The sequence below is a fragment of the Knoellia sp. S7-12 genome, assembly GCF_040518285.1.
Taxonomy (GTDB): Bacteria; Actinomycetota; Actinomycetes; order Actinomycetales; family Dermatophilaceae; genus Knoellia.
Window position 1 is genome coordinate 2,198,858 of record NZ_CP155449.1, and the last position, 24,060, is coordinate 2,222,917.

Annotated in this window: 27 protein-coding genes and 1 riboswitch; of the genes, 8 read left to right on the forward strand and 19 right to left on the reverse strand. The window is 67.4% G+C overall.

Annotated features, from left to right (window positions below):
- The first annotated feature begins 98 nt into the window (after positions 1–98).
- Positions 99–431 (forward strand): single-stranded DNA-binding protein, encoded by a 333-nt coding sequence (locus V6K52_RS10605; RefSeq protein WP_353950083.1) that lies wholly within the window; start codon positions 99–101, stop codon positions 429–431.
- 103 nt (positions 432–534) lie between these two features.
- On the opposite strand, the gene V6K52_RS10610 is transcribed toward V6K52_RS10605, so the two are convergent.
- Positions 535–849 carry a multidrug efflux SMR transporter gene (locus V6K52_RS10610; protein WP_353950084.1) on the reverse strand — a complete coding sequence of 105 codons (315 nt, stop codon included), beginning with the start codon at positions 847–849 and terminating at the stop codon, positions 535–537.
- A gap of 13 nt (positions 850–862) precedes the next feature.
- A riboswitch (guanidine-III (ykkC-III) riboswitch) is annotated at positions 863–927 on the reverse strand.
- Positions 928–978: 51 nt separating this feature from the next.
- Positions 979–1,440, reverse strand: a complete 462-nt coding sequence (locus tag V6K52_RS10615) for a GNAT family N-acetyltransferase (protein WP_353950085.1) — start codon at positions 1,438–1,440, stop codon at positions 979–981.
- Positions 1,441–1,520: 80 nt separating this feature from the next.
- On the opposite strand from V6K52_RS10615, the gene V6K52_RS10620 reads away from it, so the two are divergent.
- Together V6K52_RS10620 and V6K52_RS10625 are read left to right on the forward strand one after the other, a co-directional pair.
- Positions 1,521–1,964, forward strand: coding sequence for a helix-turn-helix transcriptional regulator (locus V6K52_RS10620; protein ID WP_353950086.1), 444 nt, complete (start codon positions 1,521–1,523; stop codon positions 1,962–1,964).
- Between the two features lie 10 nt (positions 1,965–1,974).
- Positions 1,975–2,385: a VOC family protein gene (locus tag V6K52_RS10625; RefSeq protein WP_353950087.1), complete on the forward strand. Its 411-nt coding sequence runs from the start codon at positions 1,975–1,977 to the stop codon at positions 2,383–2,385.
- A 62-nt stretch (positions 2,386–2,447) separates the two neighbouring features.
- Here V6K52_RS10625 and V6K52_RS10630 read toward each other — a convergent pair whose 3' ends face one another.
- The 5 genes from V6K52_RS10630 to V6K52_RS10650 form a co-directional block, all read right to left on the reverse strand.
- Positions 2,448–3,239 (reverse strand): VOC family protein, encoded by a 792-nt coding sequence (locus V6K52_RS10630; RefSeq protein ID WP_353950088.1) that lies wholly within the window; start codon positions 3,237–3,239, stop codon positions 2,448–2,450.
- A 134-nt stretch (positions 3,240–3,373) separates the two neighbouring features.
- Entirely contained in the window at positions 3,374–4,000 is a 627-nt protein-coding gene (locus V6K52_RS10635; RefSeq protein ID WP_353950089.1) for an ATP-binding protein, read from the reverse strand.
- Positions 4,001–4,273: 273 nt separating this feature from the next.
- The gene (locus V6K52_RS10640; RefSeq protein ID WP_353950090.1) at positions 4,274–4,678 is read right to left on the reverse strand and encodes an NUDIX domain-containing protein; all 405 of its coding nucleotides are present in this window, start codon (positions 4,676–4,678) and stop codon (positions 4,274–4,276) included.
- 9 nt (positions 4,679–4,687) lie between these two features.
- Complete coding sequence (mraY, locus tag V6K52_RS10645) at positions 4,688–5,773, reverse strand: phospho-N-acetylmuramoyl-pentapeptide-transferase (RefSeq protein ID WP_353950091.1); 1,086 nt, start codon at positions 5,771–5,773, stop codon at positions 4,688–4,690.
- A 96-nt stretch (positions 5,774–5,869) separates the two neighbouring features.
- Entirely contained in the window at positions 5,870–6,262 is a 393-nt protein-coding gene (locus V6K52_RS10650; protein ID WP_353950092.1) for a M15 family metallopeptidase, read from the reverse strand.
- A gap of 377 nt (positions 6,263–6,639) precedes the next feature.
- Between V6K52_RS10650 and V6K52_RS10655 the strand changes: the two genes are divergently transcribed.
- Together V6K52_RS10655 and V6K52_RS10660 are read left to right on the forward strand one after the other, a co-directional pair.
- Positions 6,640–7,335: a response regulator transcription factor gene (locus V6K52_RS10655; RefSeq protein ID WP_353950093.1), complete on the forward strand. Its 696-nt coding sequence runs from the start codon at positions 6,640–6,642 to the stop codon at positions 7,333–7,335.
- Positions 7,336–7,345: 10 nt separating this feature from the next.
- On the forward strand, positions 7,346–8,458 hold the full coding sequence (locus V6K52_RS10660; protein ID WP_353950094.1) for a HAMP domain-containing sensor histidine kinase: 1,113 nt from the start codon (positions 7,346–7,348) through the stop codon (positions 8,456–8,458).
- On the opposite strand, the gene V6K52_RS10665 is transcribed toward V6K52_RS10660, so the two are convergent.
- The 10 genes from V6K52_RS10665 to V6K52_RS10710 form a co-directional block, all read right to left on the reverse strand.
- Positions 8,439–8,882, reverse strand: a complete 444-nt coding sequence (locus V6K52_RS10665; protein ID WP_353950095.1) for a hypothetical protein — start codon at positions 8,880–8,882, stop codon at positions 8,439–8,441. The two genes, V6K52_RS10660 and V6K52_RS10665, sit on opposite strands and share 20 nt — an antisense overlap.
- 59 nt (positions 8,883–8,941) lie before the next feature.
- Positions 8,942–9,538: a GNAT family N-acetyltransferase gene (locus V6K52_RS10670; RefSeq protein ID WP_353950096.1), complete on the reverse strand. Its 597-nt coding sequence runs from the start codon at positions 9,536–9,538 to the stop codon at positions 8,942–8,944.
- Positions 9,539–9,566: 28 nt separating this feature from the next.
- On the reverse strand, positions 9,567–10,388 hold the full coding sequence (locus V6K52_RS10675; RefSeq protein WP_353950097.1) for a methyltransferase domain-containing protein: 822 nt from the start codon (positions 10,386–10,388) through the stop codon (positions 9,567–9,569).
- Positions 10,385–10,693, reverse strand: a complete 309-nt coding sequence (locus V6K52_RS10680; RefSeq protein ID WP_353950098.1) for a hypothetical protein — start codon at positions 10,691–10,693, stop codon at positions 10,385–10,387. Before V6K52_RS10680 ends, V6K52_RS10675 begins: the two co-directional genes overlap by 4 nt.
- A gap of 72 nt (positions 10,694–10,765) precedes the next feature.
- Entirely contained in the window at positions 10,766–11,074 is a 309-nt protein-coding gene (locus tag V6K52_RS10685; RefSeq protein ID WP_353950099.1) for a DUF1905 domain-containing protein, read from the reverse strand.
- A 266-nt stretch (positions 11,075–11,340) separates the two neighbouring features.
- Complete coding sequence (locus tag V6K52_RS10690) at positions 11,341–12,126, reverse strand: GNAT family N-acetyltransferase (RefSeq protein WP_353950100.1); 786 nt, start codon at positions 12,124–12,126, stop codon at positions 11,341–11,343.
- A gap of 24 nt (positions 12,127–12,150) precedes the next feature.
- Positions 12,151–12,774: an L-threonylcarbamoyladenylate synthase gene (locus V6K52_RS10695; RefSeq protein ID WP_353950101.1), complete on the reverse strand. Its 624-nt coding sequence runs from the start codon at positions 12,772–12,774 to the stop codon at positions 12,151–12,153.
- A gap of 4 nt (positions 12,775–12,778) precedes the next feature.
- The gene (locus V6K52_RS10700; protein WP_353950102.1) at positions 12,779–13,240 is read right to left on the reverse strand and encodes an OsmC family protein; all 462 of its coding nucleotides are present in this window, start codon (positions 13,238–13,240) and stop codon (positions 12,779–12,781) included.
- A gap of 35 nt (positions 13,241–13,275) precedes the next feature.
- Positions 13,276–13,632, reverse strand: a complete 357-nt coding sequence (locus tag V6K52_RS10705; protein WP_353950103.1) for a hypothetical protein — start codon at positions 13,630–13,632, stop codon at positions 13,276–13,278.
- Complete coding sequence (locus V6K52_RS10710; protein WP_353950104.1) at positions 13,629–14,171, reverse strand: DUF1697 domain-containing protein; 543 nt, start codon at positions 14,169–14,171, stop codon at positions 13,629–13,631. The genes V6K52_RS10705 and V6K52_RS10710 overlap by 4 nt, the downstream gene beginning before the upstream one ends.
- A 91-nt stretch (positions 14,172–14,262) precedes the next feature.
- Here V6K52_RS10710 and V6K52_RS10715 point away from each other — a divergent pair, with 91 nt between their 5' ends.
- Positions 14,263–14,871: a histidine phosphatase family protein gene (locus tag V6K52_RS10715; RefSeq protein WP_353950105.1), complete on the forward strand. Its 609-nt coding sequence runs from the start codon at positions 14,263–14,265 to the stop codon at positions 14,869–14,871.
- Positions 14,872–14,906: 35 nt separating this feature from the next.
- On the opposite strand, the gene V6K52_RS10720 is transcribed toward V6K52_RS10715, so the two are convergent.
- On the reverse strand, positions 14,907–16,388 hold the full coding sequence (locus V6K52_RS10720) for a glutamate-cysteine ligase family protein (RefSeq protein ID WP_353950106.1): 1,482 nt from the start codon (positions 16,386–16,388) through the stop codon (positions 14,907–14,909).
- 144 nt (positions 16,389–16,532) lie between these two features.
- On the opposite strand from V6K52_RS10720, the gene V6K52_RS10725 reads away from it, so the two are divergent.
- Both V6K52_RS10725 and V6K52_RS10730 read left to right on the forward strand, forming a co-directional pair.
- Positions 16,533–17,711 carry an exonuclease SbcCD subunit D gene (locus V6K52_RS10725; RefSeq protein ID WP_353950107.1) on the forward strand — a complete coding sequence of 393 codons (1,179 nt, stop codon included), beginning with the start codon at positions 16,533–16,535 and terminating at the stop codon, positions 17,709–17,711.
- Positions 17,708–20,911: an SMC family ATPase gene (locus V6K52_RS10730; protein ID WP_353950108.1), complete on the forward strand. Its 3,204-nt coding sequence runs from the start codon at positions 17,708–17,710 to the stop codon at positions 20,909–20,911. The genes V6K52_RS10725 and V6K52_RS10730 overlap by 4 nt, the downstream gene beginning before the upstream one ends.
- Positions 20,912–21,115: 204 nt before the next feature.
- Here the strand turns inward: V6K52_RS10730 and gcvP are convergent, their stop codons facing one another.
- The gene (gcvP, locus tag V6K52_RS10735) at positions 21,116–24,004 is read right to left on the reverse strand and encodes an aminomethyl-transferring glycine dehydrogenase (protein WP_353950109.1); all 2,889 of its coding nucleotides are present in this window, start codon (positions 24,002–24,004) and stop codon (positions 21,116–21,118) included.
- Positions 24,005–24,060 lie beyond the last annotated feature (56 nt).

The window sequence follows — 24,060 nt, forward strand, 5'->3', positions numbered from 1 at the left end:
TCCACAGATCCGTCAGGGCGTCTGGCGGCACCCTGGCGCACCGCCGCACGCTGGCACCAGACATCGGTGCCGCGTGCGGCGTGAGCAGGGAGTGGAGCATGGCAACGAAGACCGCAGACACGACGCAGACGTCGGTCAACACGGTGGAGCTGTCCGGGCGGGTGAGCGGTGAGCCCGAGGTGCGAGTTCTGCCCAGCGGGGACCAGTTGGTGACGTTGCGTCTGGTGGTGTCACGTCCGACCGGAGGTCCCGTCGACACCATCGACCTGGCCTGCTGGTCATCAGCCTCTCGCCGGTCGGCCGGGCGCGTGAGCGACGGCGACCAAGTGCATGTCACGGGCGCCCTGCGGCGGCGCTTCTTCAGGACCCCGGGCGGTGCGGCGAGTCGTTACGAAGTCGAGGTGACAAAGCTGGCGCGTCGTCGGGCATGACCGCACCGGCGTGAACGGCCGGCCCCGTCCAGGCGCACGCTCATGGGCACCGGCGCACCATCGAGCTGTTGACACCTCCAGGCTGACCTGCGCCTGCGGCCGGTCAGTGAGTCAGCTTCAGACCCACGACGCCAGCAACGATCATCGCGACGAGGATCAGCCGCAGGGCCGATGTCGGCTCCTGCCCGGTGACCATCGCGTAGCCGACCGTGAGCACGGCACCGATGCCGACCCACACGGCATACGCCGTCCCGATGGGAAGGTCACGCATCGCGTAGGCGAGCCCGCCCATGCTGAGCGTGAGGGCAACGCCGAAGGTGACGGTAGGGATAGGCCGGGTGAAACCTTCGGAACGGCCAAGAGCGGTGGCCCACACGGCTTCCAGGACACCGGATACAACGAGAACGATCCACGACATGACGAGTCACTCCTGTGGGCCGTCTTGTCGCGTGCCGGGTACGGCGCCCCTCGTCCGGGAGCCTGCACAAGGCTCTCCAAGAACAATCTCACATAGGGGATGGGTGGGCAACTTCCTGTGGCCAGCCCATCACAGCTCTCGTTCGTAGTAGATGGCCAGCGGGCCTTCTCCTCGGCCCTCGTGGCAGTCGAACCCGAAGTCTTCATAGAGGTGTCGGGCGGCCTCGTCGTCCTCCGAGGTGTTGAGGTCGATGTAGGTGGCGCCGCGGGAACGGGCGTGGTCGAGGACCTCCGCGAGGAACTGGCGCCCGATACCTTGACCGCGGTGCGTGGGAGCAACATAGAACTCGGCAACGTAGGCCTCCTGCTCTGCGGCCCACGTCGCGGTGCGAAACCTCAGGATCGCCAGGCCGATGGGTGGCTGACCCGTGAGAAGCACGCTCGTGTCTCCGCCCCGCACGAGCTCTGCGAGGTGGCCAGCGAGCCACTCCGGCTCCGGCGAGGGATCGTCATACTCTGTGTTGAAGTCGACGAGCAACTGTGCGGCACAGCGATATTCATCGCTGGTTCGTGCGGCCCAAGCCAGGTCCATTCATCGAGGTTAGTGCGAACGGGAGCAACTGACCATGGGGGAGTGGCGCCTCAGATTCCTGTCGTAGCAAGATCTCTGTCATGGACGAACACTCTGCGTCTGAGGACCGGTTGCGCGACCTCATACTGTTGCGCCGGGTGCGCGACCGGATGGATCGCGAGTTCGCTCTGCCGCTCAACGTCGAAGCGCTGGCACACGACGTGCACATGTCGTCCGGGCATCTCAGCCGATCGTTCAAGGCGGCCTACGGCGAGTCGCCCTACAGCTATCTGATGACTCGTCGCATCGAACGCGCTATGGCGCTCTTCCGCCGTGGCGACCTCAGCGTCACCGACGTCTGCTTCACCGTCGGATTCTCGTCGCTCGGCACCTTCAGCAGTCGCTTCACCGAGTTGGTGGGTATCCCGCCCAGCACCTACCGCCGCTTGGCGCAGGACTCCGCCGGTGAGCTGCCGTCATGCGTCACCAAGGCGGTCACGAGACCGATCAGGAATCGAGAAGCACCGCCGTTCGAGCCCCGCTAGCGTCGCAGGCATGAACCTCGACATCCACCACACCTTCCTTCCACACACTGACCCCGACGCCTCACTGGCGTTCTACCGCGACGCCCTCGGCTTCGAGGTGCGCAACGATGTCGGCCAGGGCACCATGCGCTGGATCACCGTGGGACCGGCCGGCGGACGGGGCACCACCATCGTGCTCGCTCCACCCGCCGTCGACCCGGGCATCACCGACGACGAGCGCACCACGATCGCCGAGATGATGGCCAAGGGCACCTACGCGACGATCGTCCTGCAGACGTCCGACGTCGACGAGACCTTCAACCAGATCCAGGCAACCGGTGCCGATGTCATCCAGGAGCCCACGGATCAGCCCTATGGCGTGCGGGACTGTGCCTTCCGGGACCCGGCTGGCAACCACGTACGCATCAACCAGGCGTCCTGACTAGCGACGCGATCGCCCGGGTCAGGTGCTCGTGAGGACGACGAGCTGCTGAGTGGCTCGGGTCATCGCGACATATCGGTCCACGGCGCCCTCGATGCCGTCCCCGAACCGGGCAGCGGGGGACTAGTGAGCGTCAGGACGCGGAACTCGTTGCCGTCAGGATCGATCAGGGCAACCATGCCTGCGCGGAGCCCGTCGGTGTCGGCGGTCTTGGCTTCTGTCGCGCCGAGCTCCACCAGTCGGTCGGTCTCAGCCTGCAGGTCGTCGTGCTGCCCGAGAACCAGGTCAAGGCGCAGACGGTCGCGGCCGTCGCGAGGCATGAGTGGGGGACCGCTCCACGTGATCTTCGAGCCGCCGTCGGGTGACTGGATGGCGGTCTCCTCGTCCTGGTCCCAGACCAGTGGCCAGTCGAGCGCCTTGCTCCAGAAGTAGCCGACGGCCTGCGAGCCGTCGCAGTTGATCGCGCCGATCACGCCGGTGTTGGAGAGGAAGTTGTTGCCCGCCTCGATGACGCAGAGCTCGTTGCCCTCGGGGTCTGCAAGGACGACGTGGTCCTTGTGCGTGCCCTGGCCGATGTCGATGTGCTGCCCGCCCAGCTCCAGAGCGCGCGCCACGGTGGCGTCCATGGCCTCGGGCGATGAACTCGTCAGGTCGAAGTGGATACGGTTCTGGCCACGCTTTGGCGTCTCCACCTCGTGGATGCTGATTCGGTATGCCGTGCCGTCTGCCGGCTGCAGCACCACGTCGCCACCCGGTTCGTTGACGAGGTCCCAACCGAGGACTCCGGCCCAGAACCGGCCCACCCGCTGTGGTTCGCGGGCGTCGATCCGGACGGCGTGCAGCTGAGCTGTCATGCCTTCACCGTAGGTATCGCTTTCACCGTGCCGCAACGGAGTTTGTCTGGGGGAGCGGCTGAGCAGGGGAGTGCTGAGCCGGACGTCGGACGTCGGACGTCGGAGGATGCTCACTTGGTCGAGGCTCGGGTGGCTCAGTGTGGTCGTTCGTCAACGAGCTCGACGCGCAACTGTGGCCAGGTGTCTGAGAGGGTCAGCTGGGGCGAAAGCGTCACGGGGCTCCGCAGGAGCGCGAGGTCAGGTTGGAAATGCACCGTGGTGCCAGTCGTCCCATCGCCAGCGACGGGCGTCAGACCGGTGGTTGGCACACCGTGCTCGTAGACCTGAGTCCAGGACCCGCCGGTGCGCCGGTTGGTGTGGATCAGCCACTCGCTGAGGGCGGCCACATCGGACATCCCGCGGCGGGCATGGCCGTCCGACAGCGTCTCAGCATCGGGGTTGCCGAAGAAACGCAGGTCCTTGGAAGCCATGATCGGCTTCTTGACCACTCGCCCCTCTGCATCCATGCGGGTGTCGGTGCCGCGACCGTCGTCGGCCACCGACACAGAGCCGTCTGCGTGCAACGTCACGATCCCGCGGCCCGCTGCACCCGCAGACTCAACCTCGTCGGCTGCGTAGGCGAGCACCTCGAGAATGAGGTGCTCGACGCCACTGGGCGCGTACGTTGCGGGCTGGTCCCGAATCTGCAAGAGATGCTCGTGGTCCACGCTGGCCGCCCAGTCGTGCGTGGTGTTCTCCCACGTCGACCCAGAATGACTCACCAGGTGATCCTCTCAACAGTGATCAAGTCACGCGATGCGGCAGACACCTGGATGTTTCAGGATGAGATCTGGCCTGCGGAGTCGGACTCAATGCCCAGGGGACGGGGACTTCTTGCGTGTGCTCGCGCCTTGGTGACCAAACGCCGATAATCAACATTATGTCAAGTGGTGCTCTTTCGTCAGGTGTGCGGCACTCCTCTCACTCTCCCCTGCGACCGCAGCACCGTGTGCAGAACTGTGGTCCCACGCCGATGGGCAGTCGGTTCGTAACGGCTACTCGGTCGCGATCTGGAGAGCGCCCCGGATGCTGGGCAGGCTTTCCGGGTGGGCCATCTTCAGGTCGGCGAGATCGTTGGGCCGGAACCAGCGAAGATCGTCGTGCTCCTCGGGTTCGGCATTGACAGGTTCCCCTTCCCAGCGCGTGACAAGGAAAGCGTGCATGTCAAGGGTGGGGTCATCGATCGTCAGCGAGATGGGCACAGGGTCGTGGACGTGGACACCGAGTTCTTCAAGGCACTCCCGACTGACGGCCCGGTGAAGCGACTCCCCCGACTCGACGTGTCCGCCGACCAGGCTCCAGCAATTGGGGTACCACCGGCGCGATGGACGGCGATGCACCAGGAGCACGCGACCGTCGCGCACGAGTGCTGCAACTGCGATCGAAATCTGGGTGGTCATGGCGGCAACTCAGATAAGCCAGGCTGCATAGAAGACGCCCAGTCCCGCCATGACGAAGACGCCAGCGATCACCCAGAAGCGGATCACGACGTTGACTTCATCCCAGCCCAGGTGTTCGAAGTGATGATGGATGGGAGCGATTCGGAAGACGCGGCGTCCGACACCGGTGAGTCGCTTGGTGACCTTGAAGTAGCCCACCTGAATCAGCACGGACATCGTCTCGAGGACGAAAACCCCGGCGATGACAGCCATGAGCAGCTCGGTGCGGGACATGATCGCGAGCCCCGCGAGTGCTCCCCCGATGGCCAGCGACCCCACGTCGCCCATGATGATCCGGGCAGGCTTGGCGTTCCACCAGAGGAATCCGGCGCATGCTCCGGCGATGGCCGCGGAGAAGACGGCGAGGTCCAGCGGGTCTCGCACTTGGTAGCACTGGGACGCCACCAGCGTGGGCCGCGAGGAGCCGCACATCTGGTTGCTCTGCCAAATGTTGACGACGGTGTAGGCCCCGAAGATCATCGCGCCGATGCCAGTGAGCAGGCCGTCGGCACCGTCCGTGAGGTTGGCGCCGTTGGACGTTGCCGTGACGATGAACCAGATCACCAGCAGGACCACCACCAATGGCAGCTTGACTCCCCAGTCCTGCGTCGTGGAGATGTATTGCGAAGCTGGCCCGACTCCCCGCTCGTCGGCGAAGAATTGCGTCGCCAAGATCCCGAACCCCAGCGCGACCACAGTCTGCCCAGCCATCTTGGCGCCACTGCGCAAGCCCTGGTTGTGCTGTCGGTAGACCTTGATGTAGTCATCGAGGAAGCCCACCGCCCCGCACCCGGCAAACAGCAGGAGCAGCAGCCACACGCTGGCACTTGGGCGATTCCCCGTCAGGAACGTTGCGATCAGATAGGCAGCCGTCGCGCCGAACATGATGACGACGCCACCCATGGTCGGTGTCCCGCGCTTGACATGGTGCGTCGTGGGACCGTCAACACGGATCGGCTGGCCGAAGCCGTGCTTGTTGAACCATCCGATCGCCGTTCGGGTCCCCAACAGCGTAAAAGCCAATGCCAGGGCACCGCTCAGGCCGACGCCCCGCATGAATCCCCCTCCGCCCGAGCCAACTCGCTAGCAACTCTGAATCACGAACCCCGAATCGGCGAGCAGCGACACGCGCCCTTGGCGGTCGCACCGAGATCACCGTTGCATTCTCGGATCCTGCGTGGGGTCGGCATACATCTTCGGGCAACCCAGTTCGGCGGCGCCCGGGCGCCGCTCGTAGTGCCACGGCTCGTTCCGGTAGATCTGGCACAGCCCGTAGTCAGCGCCGTTCTCGGACAGCCATTTCGCAGCTGCGGCGGGTCCGATGTCCACGGCATCGCCGGACACATGTGCCGACGTCTTCGATGTGGCCACCCAGCGTGCGGCTTCCTTCTCTGAGCCGTACCGAGCGATGGCGTCACGCAGCAGCTGATCCTGATACTCCGCCGAACGCCAGCCACTGTTGACGATGAACTCGACGCCGTCTGGCTTCGCGTCACGTGCGGCCTGACGCAGGGCATCCAGGAGATCGCCGGACAACTTGGTCACGGCAGGAACCTTGTCGCTGAAGACCGTCACATCCTCGGACGACTCTCCCCCTCCCCCAGGAAGCTCAGGGCGGTGCTCACCGGGAGGAACGGCGACGGGTGATGCGTCAATCGAAGACGACGCGGACACCGCCAGTGGCGAGAAGGACGACGCGGTCGACTCTGCTGTGGTCAGAAACGAGTGGATGACGGTTGTGGCCACCGCGACGAGGGCCACCAGCAGCCCACCGGCACGGACGATTCCCGTCCTGCTCCACCTGGTTCTTGCTCCCGTTGCTTCGTTGTAGGTCACCCTGTCAGTCAAGGCAGCGACGCGTTGCCCGCGCGTATGCCGTTTTGCATACGCCGCCGATATGTGTGAGACCTAGCATCGACAGCATGCGTGTGTTGATCGTCGAGGACGAACCCCTGATGGCGGAAGCCATCCGCGATGGACTACGCCTTGAGGCGATCGCCTCAGACATCGCAGGCGACGGTGACACCGCGATGGCGTTGCTGAGCATCAACACCTACGAGCTCGTCGTCCTGGATCGCGACATTCCTGGCCCTTCCGGCGACGAGGTCGCCAGACACATCGTCGCCACGGGCACCGGTATTCCGATCCTCATGCTGACCGCCGCCGACCGCCTCGATGACAAGACCTCCGGGTTCGAGCTCGGTGCCGACGACTACCTCACCAAACCCTTCGAGCTCCAGGAATTGGTCCTCCGCCTCAGAGCACTCGATCGTCGGCGCGGCCACAGCCGGCCGCCGGTGCGCGAAATCGCAGGTGTTCGCCTGGATCCGTTCCGTCGGGAGGTCTACCGCGACGATCGCTACGTAGCGCTCACCCGAAAGCAGTTCGCCGTGCTCGAAGTCCTCGTCGCGGCTGAGGGCGGAGTCATCAGTGCCGAGGAGCTTTTGGAGCGGGCCTGGGACGAGAATGCCGACCCCTTCACCAACGCAGTCCGGATCACGGTGTCGGCCCTGCGCAAGCGGCTCGGCGAACCCTGGGTCATCGTCACCGTGCCTGGAGTCGGCTACCGCATCGAGCCTCATCCAGACCGAGCGACCGCGAGCGGTGACCGTGGCTAGGCGGCCTGGCATGACGGTCCGGCTCAAGCTCACCCTCAGCTACGCGGGGTTCCTCATGGTGGCGGGTGTCTTGTTGCTCGCCGTGGTCTGGGTCTTCCTTTTGCGCTACGTGCCCGATGTCACCACCGGTCCCGGCCCGGGACCTGAGAGGTTCGTTCCCAACCGGGCCGATCTCCAGCGCGCGTTCGTCCCGAAGGCGGCCCTGGCGATGGCGGCACTGCTGGTGTTCGGTCTGGTAGGAGGGTGGATCCTTGCCGGCCAGATGCTCGCGCCGCTGACACGCATCACCACCGCGACCCGCAGGGCCGCGGGAGGCTCGCTGTCCCACCGGATCCAGCTCGAGGGCCGCCAGGACGAGTTCCGCGAATTGTCGGACACCTTCGACGCGATGCTGGCCCGGCTCGAGGAGCACGTCGCCGAGCAGCAGAGATTTGCGGCCAACGCCTCTCACGAGCTGCGCACTCCGCTTGCGATCACACAGACGCTTCTTGACGTGGCCCGCACCGATCCGAACCAGGACACCGGCGAGCTCGTCGACCGGCTGCGCTTCGTCAACACGCGAGCGATCGACCTCACCGAGGCCCTGCTCCTGCTCAGTCAGGCCGACCAACGGTCCTTCACCACAGAGCTCGTCGACCTGTCTCTCATGGCGGAGGAAGCCACCGAGACGCTTCTCCCCCGGGCAGAAGCACGCGGCATCTCCATCGAGACGTCAAGCGCCTACTCCCCCACGACCGGCTCACACGCCCTGCTGCTGCAGCTGACGACGAACCTTGTGCACAACGCAATCGTGCACAATCTGCCGGCGGACGGCACCATCTGGATCACCACGAGCGTTGAGCAGGAGGCCGTGGCGCTCATTGTCGAGAACACTGGGGAGGTGCTCTCCCCACAATTCGTGCCCACCCTTGTGGAGCCGTTCCACCGTGGCACCCAGCGCATCCGATCGGACCATGCCGGTGTCGGCCTCGGCTTGGCCATCGCGAAAAGCATTGTCCGAGCACACGACGGAACCCTCACTCTGACACCACGTTCTGGTGGCGGCCTGTCCGTGACAGTGCACCTCCCGATGGCAACAACTCGCCTCCCGGCGACAGCACCTCTCAGCGGCGAGCGAAACTGAGGTCGAAGTCCTTGCGCCACGTGGCGCCCCGGTCGTCGGACGCCTCCCATCGACCCACGATCCGATCGGGCGTGACATCAGCGACGAACCGCTGAAACATGTCGGGATCCTCGCGCATCAGGATCCAGTGCGAGCTCGCGAACGTCATGGCGAAGACCCGGCAGACGCCTCTCTCGTCGTGATACAGCGCGGTGAACTCGTCCTGGGCGTCGCTGCGGCCAAGCACCAGGACCTGCTCACTCGTTGCCGAGCCCACATCGCCCTGCATCGTCCAGCGGAAGACCACGAACGCGTCACCCAACCATTCGACCGCCGCTGAACCAGGCACCTCCTGATCGGGCGGCTCGAGGAACCATGCGTTGGTCAGCGTGGTGTCCCACTCCCCCACCAGAACTCCCAGCTGCTCCATCGCCTCATTGCGCATCTCTGGCTCCCTTCTCTGTTCGGTGTACGCCACCCGGTGCGAAGTCCACAGAGGGTGAATCAGGCTCTCGCGAGGCGTGACGAGCTGGACGTCATGACGAAGGGCTCGGGCGAATCGAACCCCAGCCGCCGGTAGAACGCCGCCGCATCGACGTTGGCCTCCCCCACCCTGAGGTGGACTCCGGGCACGCCCAGATGATCCAACTCCTTTCCGAGGGTGCGCAGGAGCTCACGGCCGAGCCCGCGTCCCTGCGCCACCGGCAACAGGTCAATGTGCAAGTGCGCGGGGAAGTCCGCGTAGGCGGCCGATGCGAGCATCAGCTCCGGGCGGGTGCCTCCATCGAAGAGCCACTCCTCCTCGGGGCGCTCAGCGCCGCCGCCGTGCCGCTCCACGAATTCACCGATCCAGGAGCGGCGCCACCACCCCACGAAATCGACTGTGTCGGACACCGCAATGACGTATCCCACGGGGCCAGCACCCTCATCCACGACCCACCCGAGACCATCCGGATACCGGAGATAGGGCTCGAGGTAGACGTCGGGAAGCAGGCCATCATCCGACCAGCGGCCCGTCCCGTCGCTGCCGTTGTCCCCGGTGAGCACGCAGATCGCGCGCATCGCTTCCAAGTCGTCAGTGGTCGCCCGGCGGATCGTCACGACACGACGTTAGCCCTGTTCGTGGTTCTCAGCGCACCTGTGCCAGCAGCTCCCCGTGCAGGATCGTGAACCAGGCATCGGGTGAGGCACCCCAGCGTCTCCACCCGTCAGCAATGCGACCCAACTGCTCGGCATCGACGCCGCGCTCGGCCGCCTGGTCGGCAAACACCTTGCCCACATATCGCTCTGCCTGACTCTCGCCCCACCAGCGGCACGCGGCGTCGTCGGCATACGTCCAGACGCTCGTCGTCAGGCTGACGTCAGCGAGCCCTGCGGCTCGTGCCCAGCCGCGCAGGCGCCGCCCCGCATCGGGCTCGGCGCCGTTCCCACGAGCCACATCCCGATAGATCGAGCGCCAGTCGTCCAGCTCGGGCACCTCGGGATACCAGGCCATGGCCGCGTAGTCGGCGTCCCGGGCTGCGACCCGCCCGCCGGGGCGACACACGCGGGCCATCTCGACGAGGGCACGGACCGGGTCGGTGAGGTGCTGCAGGACCTGGTGCGCGTGGACGACGTCGAAGGAGTCGTCGTCAAAGGGCAGGTCGAAGACATCGGCCTGCTCAAAGCGGGTGGTGGCGTCGCCGCGGCGCGCAGCCTCCTCGCGAGCGGCCACGAGCGGACCCTCGACCGGCTCGATCCCCACGACCCGGCCCGGCGTCACGACCTCGGCGAGGTCGAGCGTGATGGTGCCCGGCCCACAGCCGACGTCGAGAAGCCGCATCCCGGGTTCGAGCACAGGCAACAGGTAGCCACACGACGTCTGCGCTGTGCGCTTCCCGTGGGATGCGAGCGTCGCCGCCTCGTGCCCGTGGGTGTAGCGGGGCGGCCTCTGCCGTGCTGCGCTCGTCACTGAAGCCCCCTGTGCGCCGACCAGAGCGCACTCGCGCGCGTTGCCGCCGCGGCGATGAGGTCCGCGAGCTCAGGTCGATCGGGCACCCGAAACGACGTGTAGCCCCCGCGTCCGCCAGCAACCGGCCGCCCGTAGGCCTTGGCCGCAACGTGTCCGTCCGGGAGGAGCCGGATGTTGAGCGTCAACAGGACGAACTCCTCACCTCGACGGGAGTCGTGCCACTGCAGCGACTCCGGGATGGCGACGTTGATGGCCAGAGCGCTGACGTCGACCTCGTCAGGCGCACCGCTGTTGCTGATGGTCATGGACTCATCCCCTCGTCATCGAGTGCTGCTGCCAGTGCCGACCGAACCAATTCAATTGATTCGCAGGCGAACTCACACATTCAGGTGGATCTCCATGGCCACCGTCACGACATCGCCCAGCGCGATTCCCTCGGCTCTGCGCACCTTGTCCTTGAGCGGCACGACGTAGCCGCCGTCCTTGGGCCAGAGCGAGGTCGTCCATTCTGTCGCACCGATCCGCAGCGTCACCGGCACCATGCCCCACCCATAGCTGACGAGCTCAGCCGCCTCGCGAACGTCGTCGCACAACTCGTCCGGGACGGACATGAAGTGGAACGGGGCAGGTCCGCGCCACTCCCACACCTCACCCGTGAGGTCGAGCTCGAGGACATCGTTGATCACGCGCGACAACCTAGCGCCGGCCACCGACGAAAACCAGAATCCCGCAGAGCTGGCCACGGGCCACAGACTCTTGACCCGGCATACCAACTCTTGACTTCCAGCGGACCCCGCGTTGACCGCGGCATTCCTACAGTGATTGACGCTGTGGAAGCGCGGATCAGGGAGTTCTTCGCTTCACCGCAGCCGAGCCTGCTCGATTTCCTCCCGTGCAGGCTCGCGTCACCCCCACCGGTCCAGGGCTCACGTATCGGTGGGGGTGACGCACGTCAGGGCCCGATGTCGAGCAGATGCGCCCGCTCGTGACCGATAACGGTGAACCCCTCACGCAGCAGGATCGGCAACGACTGGGTGCGGCGAGCCTTGGTCACGGCAGTGTGGCAACCGACGGTCGAGGCGAGGTCGAGACGGGCGGCGAGCATCGCGGCATACACCCCTCGTCGGCGAGCGTGCGGCAGAACCGCCGCCCCGACCAGGGGGGCCACGTTCGACTCGAAGCCGACCCGGGCGCGGCCCACCGGCTCACCGTCGAGCCACCCGACGACCCACGCACCCGTAGCCCGGTGGAGCTCGTCGAGAACCTCTGTCAACAGCTCGGCGCGATCCGGCGGCTCGGGACTCTCGAACACCTCCACGCCGATGTCGACCATCGCGTCGAGCGACGTGGAGTCCTCGACGAGCGTGACGCGAACTCCGGGTGCGATCTCGGGAAGTCCCTTGTTCACGGCCCGCGCCACACACGCCTGGTCCTCGACGGTTTCCGCGCCCGCGGCGAGGACGATCTCCTCGAGTCCGTGAGGAGTCGAGTCGTCGCGGAACCACCACTCCGCGCTACGCGCTCCGGCATCACGCAGGTATGCCGTGAGCTCACCGAAGAGCTCCGCCGGGTCCCGCTCCGAGCGCGTCCAGTGCACGACGAAGGCCCGATCGGGCTCGGGCGGGTAGTGGCAGATGAGCGCGTCGTAGTGACCGAGCGTGACGTAGCCACGGCTCGGGAGCACCCCGTGGCGAGTGAGTGACTGCAGGACGATGTCCGGGAACGTCGGCTCAGTCACTTCGGCACCCTCACCATCCTGCGCTCACACCTCGAAGCGGCTCGGATCGCCGGAACCCACTCGCAGCACCTCGGCGACGTCCCCGGACAGGTCGACGACGGTCGTGGGTTCGGTGCCGCACTCCCCCGAGTCGATGACGATGTCGACGACGTGATCGAGCTCCTCCTTGACCTGCCAGCCGTCGGTCATCGGCTCGCTCTCGCCCGGGAGGATGAGGGTGGACGTGAGCATCGGCTCGCCCAGCTCGGCGAGCAGCGCCTGCACGACCGGGTGTTCAGGGATGCGCACGCCAACGGTCTTCTTCTTGGGGTGCAGCAGCTTGCGAGGCACCTCACCGGTTGCCGGGAGGATGAACGTGTAGGAGCCGGGCGTCGCCGCCTTGACCGCACGGAAGACCGCGTTGTCGACGTGCACGAACTGGCCGAGCTGCGCGAAGTCGGAACACACGAGTGTGTAGTGGTGCTTGTCGTCGAGCCGACGGATGTCGCGGATGCGGTCCTTGCCCGATTGGTTGCCCAGAGCCGCACCCAGGGCGTAGCCGGAGTCGGTCGGGTAGGCGATGAGACCGCCCCCACGCAGGGTGTCGACCGCCTGCTTGATGGCGCGCGGCTGCGGATCGACCGGGTGGACATCGAGATAGCGGGCCATGACGTCAGTCCTCACGCATCGTGATCGGGGTGCCGAGCTGCACGGTGCGAGAGACCGTGCACAGGCGGTCGTGTGACTGGGCGATCGACCGGGGCAGCATCTCGCGGGCCTTGTCACCCTCGGGACCTTCGGGGAAGCGCACGCGGAACGTCACTTCAAGGTCCTCCATGTAGTTGCCCTTCTCGGAGCTCTTGGCCTTGTCGCCCTCGCTCACGACGGTGAACTCGGTCGGTTCGGCCCGCTTGGCGGTGATGAAGTCGACGTCGACGGCACTGCAGCCGGCGATGGCCGTGAGGAGGAGCTCGACCGGCGTGAAGTCGTCGGACTCCCCGGTGCCGATGTGGATGGTCCCGCCTCGGGCGTTCGTCACCTCGAACTCGCCGCGGGAGGTGCGCGTCAAAGTCACCGAGCGGTGGCCGGGACCTGTGCCGCCGGTCTCCGGTTCGGTCGATGCTGCGTCGGTCATCTCGTGCTCCAGTTTCGTTGTCGGGATGGGTGGCATCAGGACCAGCTCGCTGCGCCGAGGGCGGCCAGCGCCGGAGCCGCGATCGCCAGCAGGACTGAAATGACGAGGAGGCGCCCCTGTCGCGACTTCTCGCGAGAGTTGACCGATCCGACCGCCGTGAAAAGCGCAGCGAGGAGGAGTATGCCGACGATCCCGATACCGAGCGCACCCGTGCTCGGGGTGCGGCACAGCACCGAGCCCCCGGTGTCGGGGCACTGGACGGGTGACATGGCAAAGACGGTGATGAGCATCGTGAACAGCCCGGCGGGCACGAGGGCGATGGCCCAGATGATGCCCAGGACACGAAGCCCCGGTGACCGGGATGCGGTGTCGGTCTCGGTCGTGGTCGTCATGATCCCCACTTCTCATTGATGGCGCGCACGACCTTGATGTCGCGCGTGGTGAGTGCGGTGCCCGCCAACCGCTCCAGCTTGGCGCCGCCCAGCCTGGCGGTGTGGAAGTCTCCGTCGATCTCGAGGAGGACGTCCCGCCCCACCACACGGGAACGTTCCGGAGTGTCCTCGTATGCCGTGAGCGCGGCTTGCGCGGCCTCGCTCACCTCCGCCTTGGCGAACGCGACATAACGACGGGGATTCGCGCCCACCAACGGTGGCGTGGCGTCGATTTGCTGGACCAGGGCCCCGAACTCAGTCGGAGAACGGACCATCGTCGGGACCTCGAACCCGCGCCACTCCCCCAGCAGGTCCTCGATGGCTGCCTCGACCTTTGCGGCTGAGCGCATCGTCGACGTGAGCGCGATGTTGCCGGTCTGGATGTGCGTCTCGACGTCGGTGAAGCCGGCCTCCGAGAGGCGCTCGCGCAACTCGGCCATGGGCACCTTGCGATGGGCACCCAGGTTGATGGCACGAAGGAAAGCCAGGTGGCGCGGCATACGCCGATCCTGCCAGAGCGGGACAACACCGCTGCTGTCGCAGTGGGCACGAGGTGGCGCGGGTTGCGCAGGTCCTGCCAGAGTGGCGCGCATGACCGGCGCACCCGCAGTCCCCGAAGGCCGCATCGTCCTCGTCCGCCACGGCAAGACCGAGTGGAGTGAGTCCGGTCAACACACTGGCACCACCGACATCCCGCTCACCCCGCAGGGCGAAGGAGACGCGGCGACGCTCTCGCAGCGTCTCGCTGACTACGACTTCGGACTCGTCCTGTCGTCGCCGATGCAGAGGGCGCAACGAACCGCCCAGATCGCCGGATTCGGCTCTCCCGAGGTCGATCCCAACCTCGTGGAGTGGGACTACGGAGCCTATGAAGGCCGCACGACCAAGGAGATCCGGGCCGAGCTCGGCTACGACTGGGCGGCGTTCGAGCACGGCGTGATCCCGGGCAAGACGCCAGGCGAGACGGTCGAGGAAGTTGCGGCCCGCGCATCTCGAGTGCTGCTGCGTGCGGCTCCGGTCTTCGCCTCGCGGGACGTGCTGCTGTTTGGGCACGGGCACGCCCTGCGGATCCTCGCCACCGTGTTCCTGCGTGAGCAACCACGCTTCGCAGCAAAGCTCCTACTCGACGCCGGCTCGGTGAGCGTGCTCGAGTACGAACGCGAACAGCCCGCGATCAAGCTCTGGAACAGCCTCGGCTGACCCTCACTCGGCCTGACCCTCACTCGGCCTGACCCTCAGGGAAGCGGCCAGGTGTGCACGGGCTCATTGGAGCTCATGTGCTCCGTGTAGAGCTCGAGCATCTCGTGCAGCGCCTTGAGTCGGTCCGAACCTCGCTCCTCGAACCGGCGCACGGCCTCGGTCTGCCAGGTCGCGCCGTTGGCACCGGCCTGGCAGCGGGCCTCGATGATGCCGAGGAAGCGGTCACGCACCGCCTGCGAGACGCCCCACTCCTCAAGGCCCTCGTGCGCGAGCGGGAGCAGGTGGCGCAGGACGAGCTCGTCGACCCCGACCTCCCCGAACCCCGGCCAATAGAGGCGGGCCTCGATGCCGTCCCGGGCGCCGCGGTGAAAGTTCTCCTCACACGCGGCGAAACTCATCTTGGTCCAGACCGGGCGCTCGGTGCTCGCGAGCTTGCGCACCACGCCGTAGTAGAACGCGGCGTTGGCCAAGGTGTCGGCAATGGTCGGCCCGGCCGGGAGGACGCGGTTCTCGACCCGCAGGTGCGGCCGGCCCTTGACGATGTCGTAGATCGGACGGTTCCAGCGATAGACGGTGCCGTTGTGCAGACGCAACTCGGCGAGGTCAGGGGCCTCACCCGCCTCCAGCTTGGCCATTGGGTCCTCGTCGGTGGTCTCGGCGAGGAGCGCCGGGAAGTAGCGGGAGTTCTCCTCGAAGAGGTCGAAGATCGAGGTGATCCAGCGCTCACCGAAGAACACCCGCGGCCGCACGCCCTGGTTCTTGAGCTCGATGGGCCGGGTGTCGGTCGCCTGCTTGAAGAGCTCGATCCGCGTCTCGGCATGGAGCCGCTGCCCGAAGAAGAACGGTGAGTTCGCTGCGAGCGCGACCTGGACCGGCGAGATCGCCTGGGCGGCGTTCCAGTGGTCGGCGAAGTCGTTCGGTGCTACTTGGAGGTGCAGCTGGACGCTTGTGCACGCCGACTCGGGAGCGATCGAGTCGCAGTAGGTCGCGACGCGTTCACCCTGGGGGCCGGTGATGTCGAGATAGATGTCCTCACCGCGGGCCACGAAGATCGAGTCGTTGAGGGCGGTGTAGCGGTTGTTGTCGCTGATCCACTCGCCCTCGTAGTGCTCGGGCATGATCGTCGGGAGGATGCCGATCGCCACGAGTCGCGATCCCACCTCGCGCGCCTTGGCGTCGGCGGCGTTGAGCGACTCGCGCAGATCGTGCTCGAGTTCGAGCGCAGAGTCGCCCGGGAGCGGCCGTGGCAGGACGTTGAGCTCGATGTTGTATTGCGCCAACTCGGTCTGGTAGCCCGGATCGGCGATGGCCCGGAGCACCTCGGCGTTGGCGAAGTGCGGGTCGAAATCCCCGTTGACGAGGTTGAGCTCGATCTCGAGACCGGTCAATGGTCGGTCGAACTCGAACGAGTGCTGACCCAGCATCCGCTCGAACACGTCGAGGTTCTGACGCACCTTCTCGCGATAGCGCTGCCGCTCCTCGCGTGTGTAGCTCTGTGCGCTGACCTCAGCACCCACGCCATCCACCTCCCGATCTGTAGCCCGAACATCGGCCCGGGGGGCCAACTCAATCACCATCCGAGCACAGCGCGCGAATGGAACGTGGCCGAATCCGCGTTTCGGTCACGAGGGCTGTCGGCACCCCCACCTAGCCTCAGAGACGTGCGCATGATCCATACCTCCGACTGGCACCTGGGACGGGCGTTCCACCAGGTGGGGCTGCAGGATGCCCAGTCGGCCTTCCTCGACCATCTCGTCGAGGTCGTGCGCTCCGAGTCCGTCGACGCCGTTCTTGTGTCGGGTGACCTCTATGACCGCGCTCTGCCCGCGCCCGACACCGTGGCGATGCTCTCCGATGCGGTCGAGCGGCTCATCGACGCTGGCGCCACGGTTGTGCTCTCCAGCGGCAATCACGACTCGGCGATCCGACTGGGCTTCGCGTCGCGCCTCCTCGAGCGCTCGGGGCTGCACATCCGCACGAGCATCGACGACATCGGTCGTCCGGTGGTCGTCGGTGATGTCGCCATCCATCCCCTCCCCTACCTCGAGCCCTCCCTCGCAGCCGGACCTCTGGGGACGAGCGAGCGCACGCACGCCGGCGCCCTGCGCGCCGCCATGGCTCGCGTCCGAACCTCCCTCGACACCGGCCCGCAGCGTCGGTCCGTCGTCATGGCGCACGCGTTCGTCACCGGCGGTGCGACCAGCGACTCCGAGCGCGACATCTCGGTGGGCGGTGTCGCGGCGGTGCCGCCCGAGGTGTTCGCCGGGGTCGACTACGCCGCGCTGGGTCACCTCCACGGCCGCCAGCAGGTGTCCGAGGCGGTCCGCTACTCCGGCTCTCCCGTGGCGATGTCGTTCAGCGAGGCCGCTCACACCAAGGGTTCGTGGCTCGTCGACCTCGATGGTGACCAGCCTGTCGCGCAGTTCGTCGCCGCGCCCGTGGAGCGGCCCCTCGTGCTGCTGCGCGGCACCCTGGACGAGCTGCTCAGCGATCGACAGCACACGGCCGCGGAGTCGGCGTGGTGTCAGGTGACGCTCACCGACCCCATCCGTCCGCTCGGCGCCATGGAGCGCCTGCGCGCCCGCTTCCCCCACACTCTTGACCTGCGCTTCGCACCTTCCGGTTCGGTCACCACGATGAGTGCGTATGCCGCGTCGCTCACCGCGCGCTCCGACCTCGACGTGTGCTGCGACTTCCTCACCCACGTCCGTGGAGGACACGGCGCAGACGAAGCCGAGCGAGAGCTGCTCGGCAAGGCCGTTGAGGGTGCGCGCCTGCATCGATCTGCCAGCGAGGGTGAAGGCGGCACCTCTTCTCGCCGGAGCGCGGGCGCGGCATGAGGATCCACCACCTCGGTGTCACGGCTTTCGGTCCCTTTCCTGACGAGATCGCAGTCGACTTCGATGCGTTGACGTCTGCCGGGTTGTTCCTCATCCACGGACCCACCGGCGCCGGCAAGACCAGCCTGCTCGATGCGATCTGCTTCGCGCTCTTCGCCGACGTGCCCGGACTGCGCGACAAGCGCGGCATCGCCAGCGACCACGCGGCGCCCTCGGTCACACCATCTGTGGCACTCGAATTCACCTGCGGCACGAGGCGATTCGCCATTCGACGTTCGCCCGCGCACGTCCGACCCAAGAAGCGTGGCACGGGCAGCATCGAGGCTCCTGCGACCGTGACGCTCTCCGAGCTTCGAGGTGGCACATGGTCCGTGCTCTCGACCCGCAACGACGAGGCCGCCGAGGTCCTCCACGACGTCCTCGGCATGGGCAAGGAGCAGTTCGCCAAGGTGGCGATGCTGCCCCAGGGTGAGTTCGCGGCGTTCCTCACAGCCAAGGACGACGACCGTCGCGCCCTGCTCGAGAAGCTGTTCGACATCACGCGCTACGCCGACGTCGAGGAGTGGCTCGTCGACGAACGTCGCTCGAGCGAAGCCAGGGTCAGCAGCCTGCGAGGCAGCATCGACACCGATCTGGCCCGCCTCGCAGACGTGGTCGCGGCAAGCGGCATGGGTGAGCAGCCGCTCGGCGAGGACGCCGGGGTTGTCCCCGCATCCGAAGTCGGAGCAGGCGCCCTCGATGGTCGACCCACTGTTGACGACCGTACCCGTGATGGCAGACCTGCCGTCGATCCGGCTTCCCCCGACGCCATCCGCACCCTGCTCGAGGTCACCGGCCACGAGCTCGACGCCTTGGTGTCCGAGGCCATGGTGGCGCTTGACGCCGCCGCGGCCACCGAGGGCGCTGCTGCCACCGCTGCCGAGCGCGCTCGCAACGCCACGGCCCTGCGAGAGCGGGCTCGCCTCGCCCGAGCGACGCTCTCGGAACTCGACCGGGACGAGGACGACATCGCCGTTGCCAGGGTCACTCACGATGCCGCCAGCCGCGCCGCCTCCGTGCGCGGCCACGTCGCCGCCATCGCGCGTGAGGCCGCCGAGGTCGAACGCGCGGCGGAGGCACTCTACGCCGCGACCGCTCGCGTGCACGCCGTCGCTCCTGAGGCGATGAACGCTCCTGATGCGGTGGACCCGACGACCCTTATCGACCAACTCGAAGGCCATGACGACACCCTGCGTGAGCTGGTCCGGCTCGAGGCCACGCGCGCCCATCGCGCCCGGCAGACACGGGGCCACATCGACGCCATCACCGGAGCAACCCGGATTCTCGAGACGGCCGACACCGACCGGGCGAACGCCGTGGATCACGTGACCGAGGCCGAGTCCGCAGTGGCAGATGCCCTTGAGGCCGATGCCTCCCGCGAGGGTGTGGAGAGCGTCGCCGAGATTGCTCGTGACCGGCTTCGACTGGCTCGACGTGTGGTCGAGGACGAGGTGACTGTGTCGCGACTCGCCACCGCAGCCACGCAGGCTCGCACGGCTGCCCAGGATGCCCGCGATCACGAGCAGGACGTCGTGGCCCGGCGACTCTCACAGATGGCTGCCGAGCTGGCCGAGGGTCTTGTCGATGGACAGTCGTGCCCCGTGTGCGGCGCCGACGAACATCCGGCTCCGGCTCGCGAGGGCGATCGGGTGAGCGCCGCCGAGCTCGACGATGCCCGTCTGGCCCACGCCGCCCTGTCCCGAACGCACCAGCAGTCTGAGACCGCGGCCGCCAGCGCCCAGGCCCTGCTCACCGAGGCGCTACGGGTCCTCGGAGTCGAGTCCGCGCGCGACCTCGACCTGAGAGCCCTGACTGACGAGGCAGAGTCAGCCAGCGCTCGACAGGCCCAGGTGCAAGCCCGCGCCGCGAAGCGGGCGGCCGGCGACAAGAAGCTCGCTGCCGCGCGCGCGGAGCTGCAACGCATTGACCTGGCCGTCGCGGCGGCGCAACAGGACCTGGCCCGGGCCACCACCGTGGCCGAGCAGGCACAGCAGGCAGAGATCGCCGACGCGGCTTCCACCACCGGGCTGCTCGAGGCCCACTCGAGCTGCCCCTGCGTGCCCGCCAGCACGCGCGCCAACGCTCTGGCCGACAAGGGCCACGGTGCTTCGACCGATCCCGGCCCGGTGTCCACCACTCACGACCTCGTGCAGGCGCATCGCCGGGTGGTGGCGGCGGCCCAGACCTGGCGCCAGTCCCTCAAACGCAGTGACGAGACGACGCTCCGTCTCGCTTCGGCGACAGAGGTCGGGCAGGCCGCAGCTGCCGAGGTGGGGTTCGGCTCGCTCGACGAGGCCTCTGCCGCTGCCATGGGACCCGCTGCCCTGGACCGGCTCCGGGACCGCCTGCACGACCACGATCGCGCGCGCTCGTCTGCGACTGCAATTCTCGAGGACGATGAGGTCATTGCGGCTGAGTCTGCTCCGGCGCCTGATCTCGATGCCGTCTCATCGGCCGCGCAGCAAGCCAAGACGGCCCTGCTCATGGCGCAGTCCGCGCAGACCGAGGCCAGCGCCACCCGTCGCTCCTTCACCACGGTGCGGTCGAGTCTGATCGCAGGCCTCGACGCGGCGGGACCAGCCCTGACACACCACCACCGGATCAAGGAGCTCGCCGACACGTTCACCGGCGGCGGGCTCAACAACACCCTGCGCATGCGACTCACCTCGTTCGTCCTCGCCGCCCGACTCGACACCGTCGCCCGCCTCGCCAACGAGCGGCTCCGGATCATGGGCGACGGTCGCTACACCCTCGAGCACTCCGACCGGTTGGCCGCCCGTGGCGCGCGCAGCGGGCTGGGACTGAGGGTCCTCGACCAGTGGACGGGCGTGAGTCGTGAGACCTCGACCCTGTCGGGCGGCGAGGCCTTCATGGCCTCCCTCGCGCTGGCCCTCGGCCTCGCCGATGCCGTGCGCGAAGAGTCCGGAGGCTTCGACCTCGGCACGCTGTTCGTCGACGAAGGCTTCGGCACGCTCGATGACGAAAGCCTCGAGCAGGTCATCTCCGTCCTTGACTCCCTGCGCGAGGGTGGGCGAGCCGTCGGCGTCGTCTCGCACGTGGGCGAACTCCGCAGCCGCATCACCAGCCAGCTCGTCGTCCGCAAGACCGCCAGCGGGAGCACTGTCGCCATCTCCACCCCCGGAGCCGAGAGCGCGGCCTGACCTTTGCCCGACGCAACTGCCGTCGCGAGCTGACCAAGGGCGTGCGGCGCTCAGTTCGCGATGAACCCGGGCAGCAGTCGGTTCCGCTCCTGCGCAGGTTGATGTGAAAGACGCTTCACCGCCAGACGCGCAGGGCCCACGCAAGCGCCGCGTGACCCGAGAGGATCACGCGGCGCGAGCACACGGCATACCCGTCGTATGTGGTCAGTCCTCGAACGCCTCGGGCGGCGGGCACGAGCACACGAGGTGGCGGTCGCCGTAGGCGCCGTCGATGCGTCGGACCGGCGGCCAGTACTTCGCGAGGGGGTCGACGCCCTGCGGGAAGGCCGCCTCTTGACGGGTGTAGTCCACGTCCCAGTCCCCCGCGAGCGAGATCGCAGTGTGCGGCGCGCCCCTCAGAACACTCGTTGCGGCGCTGCCCGCAGCGCCGACGGCGTCGATCTCCTCGCGGATCGCGATCATCGCGTCGCAGAAGCGATCGAGCTCGAGCTTGTCCTCGCTCTCGGTGGGCTCGACCATGAGCGTCCCGGCGACGGGAAAGGACATCGTCGGGGCGTGGAAGCCGTAGTCGATGAGCCGCTTCGCGATGTCGTCCACGCTCACGCCCGTCTCCTTGGTGAGCGGGCGCACATCGAGGATGCATTCGTGGGCGACGAGGCCGCCCTCACCCGAGTAGAGCACCGGGTAGTGGTCTCGCAGCCGCGCCGCGACGTAGTTGGCGTTGAGGACGGCCACCTCGGTCGCACGGCGCAGACCCGCCGCACCCATGAGGCGCACATAGGCCCACGAGATCGGCAGGATGCCCGCCGAGCCGTAGGGCGCGCCCGACACCGGGCCGACGCCGGTCTCGGGACCGGCCTTGCCGTCGAGGGGGTGGTTGGGGAGGAAGGGTGCGAGGTGCTCGCGGCAGGCCACGGGGCCGACGCCGGGACCGCCACCACCGTGCGGGATGCAGAACGTCTTGTGCAGGTTGAGGTGCGACACATCGGCACCAAAACGACCCGGCTGAGCCAGACCGACGAGGGCGTTGAGGTTGGCCCCGTCGACATAGACCTGACCGCCGGCGTCGTGCACCATCGCGCACAGGTCGGTGATCGTGTCCTCGAAGACACCGTGGGTCGACGGGTAGGTCACCATGATCGCCGCGAGGTCGTCGCGGTGCTCCTCGACCTTGACCTTGAGGTCGTCCATGTCGACGTTGCCCGTGATGACGTCGGTCTTGACGACGACGACCTTCATGCCGGCCATGACCGCACTGGCGGCGTTGGTGCCATGAGCACTGGCCGGGATGAGGCAGACGGTGCGCTCGCCCTGGCCCTGGGAGCGGTGGTAGGCGGCGATGGCCAGGAGGCCGGCGAATTCACCCTGCGATCCAGCATTGGGCTGCAGGGACACCGCGTCGTAGCCGGTGATGTCGCAGAGCCACTGCGACAGCTCGTCGATGAGGTGGCGGATCCCCTCGGTCTGGTCAAGTGGTGCGAACGGGTGGAGATCGGCGAACTCGGGCCACGTGATGGCGAGCATCTCGGTCGTCGCGTTGAGCTTCATCGTGCACGAGCCGAGCGGGATCATCCCTCGGTCGAGGGCAAAGTCCCGGTCGGAGAGGCGCCGCAGGTAGCGCAGCATCGACGTCTCACTGTGATGGCTCGTGAAGACCGGGTGGGTGAGGTAGTCGGAGGTGCGCACGAGCGCCTCGTCCCAAGCGGGCTGGGCGATCTGGATACCCGTCGGTCCATCGACCCCGAACGCGCGGCACACCTTCGCCACGTCGTCGAGCTCGGTCGTCTCGTCGACAGAGAGGAGCACCGTGTCGGCATCGTGGCGCCAGACGTTGGTGCCCTGCTCCAGAGCCGCCTCGACGATCTCGTCGGCACGACCCGGCACGCGGATCGACAGCGTGTCAAAGCCCGCTTCACTGTCCACGTCGACGCCACCGGCGCGCAGCGCGTCCGCCAGCGTCGTGGCGTGCGCGTGGATCCGCAGCGCGATGGCGCGCAGACCGCGAGGACCGTGATAGACGGCATACATGCTGGCCATGACGGCCAGAAGGACCTGCGCCGTGCAGATGTTGGAGGTCGCCTTCTCGCGCCGGATGTGCTGTTCGCGCGTCTGGAGAGCAAGCCGGTATGCCGGTGCTCCCGTCACGTCGACCGAGACACCGACGAGCCGGCCCGGAAGGGTCCGCTCAAGTCCGGCTCGCACGGACATGTAGCCGGCGTGCGGTCCACCGAAGCCCATCGGGACACCGAACCGCTGCGTGGTTCCGACGGCGATGTCGGCGCCCCACTCCCCCGGCGCCGTGGCCAGCGTCAAAGCCATGAGGTCGGCGGCGGCCGTGACGAGCGCGCCAGCCTCATGGGCCGCCTCGGCGAGGGCGCGGTGGTTGCGAAGGCGGCCGTGGAGGTCGGGGTACTGCACGAGAACACCAAAGACGTCACGACCTCCGGCAGCCGCGACCAGGGTGTCGCGTGAGGTCACCGAGGACAGGTCGGCGACAACGATCTCGATGCCGAGCGGGAGGGCCCGGGTGCGCATCACGGCCAGCGTCTGGGGAAAGGTCGCCTCGTCGACGAGCAGGACCGCGTCGCCCGCGGCCTTGCTCGAGCGGCGCATCAGGGTCATCGCCTCGGCCGCGGCCGTGGACTCGTCGAGTAATGATGCGCCTGCGGTACTCAGCGCAGTGAGGTCGCCGACGACCGTCTGGAAGTTGAGGAGTGCTTCGAGCCGGCCCTGGGATATCTCGGGCTGGTAGGGCGTGTAGGCGGTGTACCAGGCGGGGTTCTCGAGGACGTTGCGCTGGATGACCGCCGGCGTGACCGTGCCGTAGTAGCCCAGCCCGATCATCGAGGTGAGGACCTGGTTGCGGGCGGCGAGGGCCCGCAACTCCTTGACGACGGCGCGCTCTGACTCAGCCGGAACGATGTCCATGGCCTCGGTCGCGCGGATGGCATCCGGCACGGCGGTTGCGGTGAGTTCGTCGAGGCTGGCACGTCCGATCGTGGCGAGCATCTCGGCGACGTCACCGTCGCTCGGGCCGATGTGGCGCTCCGCAAAGGCGGGCAGGTCACTGGTGTGGATCGTGGTCTGGGTCATGAGGGTGAGGCTCCTGGCACACGGGCGGGCACGGGCCTCCCCTTCTGTCGCGGCAT

What these genes read in the sequence shown, in the direction of transcription:
- V6K52_RS10695 (WP_353950101.1), bottom strand. Translation starts at nt 12,774, where the DNA reads ATGGCCCGCTATCTCGATGTCCACCCGGTCGATCCGCAGCCGCGCGCC.
- V6K52_RS10660 (WP_353950094.1), top strand. Translation starts at nt 7,346, where the DNA reads ATGACGGTCCGGCTCAAGCTCACCCTCAGCTACGCGGGGTTCCTCATG.
- gcvP (WP_353950109.1), bottom strand. Translation starts at nt 24,004, where the DNA reads ATGACCCAGACCACGATCCACACCAGTGACCTGCCCGCCTTTGCGGAG.
- V6K52_RS10715 (WP_353950105.1), top strand. Translation starts at nt 14,263, where the DNA reads ATGACCGGCGCACCCGCAGTCCCCGAAGGCCGCATCGTCCTCGTCCGC.
- V6K52_RS10620 (WP_353950086.1), top strand. Translation starts at nt 1,521, where the DNA reads ATGGACGAACACTCTGCGTCTGAGGACCGGTTGCGCGACCTCATACTG.
- mraY (WP_353950091.1), bottom strand. Translation starts at nt 5,773, where the DNA reads ATGCGGGGCGTCGGCCTGAGCGGTGCCCTGGCATTGGCTTTTACGCTG.
- V6K52_RS10655 (WP_353950093.1), top strand. Translation starts at nt 6,640, where the DNA reads ATGCGTGTGTTGATCGTCGAGGACGAACCCCTGATGGCGGAAGCCATC.
- V6K52_RS10680 (WP_353950098.1), bottom strand. Translation starts at nt 10,693, where the DNA reads ATGACCATCAGCAACAGCGGTGCGCCTGACGAGGTCGACGTCAGCGCT.
- V6K52_RS10705 (WP_353950103.1), bottom strand. Translation starts at nt 13,632, where the DNA reads ATGACGACCACGACCGAGACCGACACCGCATCCCGGTCACCGGGGCTT.
- V6K52_RS10615 (WP_353950085.1), bottom strand. Translation starts at nt 1,440, where the DNA reads ATGGACCTGGCTTGGGCCGCACGAACCAGCGATGAATATCGCTGTGCC.
- V6K52_RS10640 (WP_353950090.1), bottom strand. Translation starts at nt 4,678, where the DNA reads ATGACCACCCAGATTTCGATCGCAGTTGCAGCACTCGTGCGCGACGGT.
- V6K52_RS10730 (WP_353950108.1), top strand. Translation starts at nt 17,708, where the DNA reads ATGAGGATCCACCACCTCGGTGTCACGGCTTTCGGTCCCTTTCCTGAC.
- V6K52_RS10710 (WP_353950104.1), bottom strand. Translation starts at nt 14,171, where the DNA reads ATGCCGCGCCACCTGGCTTTCCTTCGTGCCATCAACCTGGGTGCCCAT.
- V6K52_RS10625 (WP_353950087.1), top strand. Translation starts at nt 1,975, where the DNA reads ATGAACCTCGACATCCACCACACCTTCCTTCCACACACTGACCCCGAC.
- V6K52_RS10610 (WP_353950084.1), bottom strand. Translation starts at nt 849, where the DNA reads ATGTCGTGGATCGTTCTCGTTGTATCCGGTGTCCTGGAAGCCGTGTGG.
- V6K52_RS10665 (WP_353950095.1), bottom strand. Translation starts at nt 8,882, where the DNA reads ATGCGCAATGAGGCGATGGAGCAGCTGGGAGTTCTGGTGGGGGAGTGG.
- V6K52_RS10700 (WP_353950102.1), bottom strand. Translation starts at nt 13,240, where the DNA reads ATGACCGACGCAGCATCGACCGAACCGGAGACCGGCGGCACAGGTCCC.
- V6K52_RS10630 (WP_353950088.1), bottom strand. Translation starts at nt 3,239, where the DNA reads ATGACAGCTCAGCTGCACGCCGTCCGGATCGACGCCCGCGAACCACAG.
- V6K52_RS10605 (WP_353950083.1), top strand. Translation starts at nt 99, where the DNA reads ATGGCAACGAAGACCGCAGACACGACGCAGACGTCGGTCAACACGGTG.